Genomic DNA, 231 nt, shown 5'->3' on the forward strand with positions numbered 1-231 from the left:
GTGTAACGGGTGATCACCCGGCGCGCGTAGCCCACCTGCCCGCAAATGTAGGCGGACAGATTCTGGGCGCCGGCCGACGTGCCGATCAGCAGGTCGAAAGGGTTAAAGCCCGCGCGCTGAAACTCGTCCAGCACGCCGGCGGTGAAAATGCCGCGCTGGCCGCCGCCTTCGCAGACCAGCGCCATCTTGCCTGGCCGAAAGGGCTTAGACGCCAGCGGTTCTATATTGCCG

1 protein-coding gene is annotated in these 231 nt (G+C 65.4%); it reads right to left on the reverse strand.

Going from position 1 to position 231, the window contains the following annotated elements:
- Positions 1 to 231 (reverse strand): patatin-like phospholipase family protein (locus V5P19_RS24630; protein ID WP_334408127.1); only part of this gene is annotated, 231 nt, incomplete at both ends.

The organism is Enterobacter sp. UNJFSC 003 (assembly GCF_036903355.1).
Taxonomy (GTDB): Bacteria; Pseudomonadota; Gammaproteobacteria; order Enterobacterales; family Enterobacteriaceae; genus Enterobacter.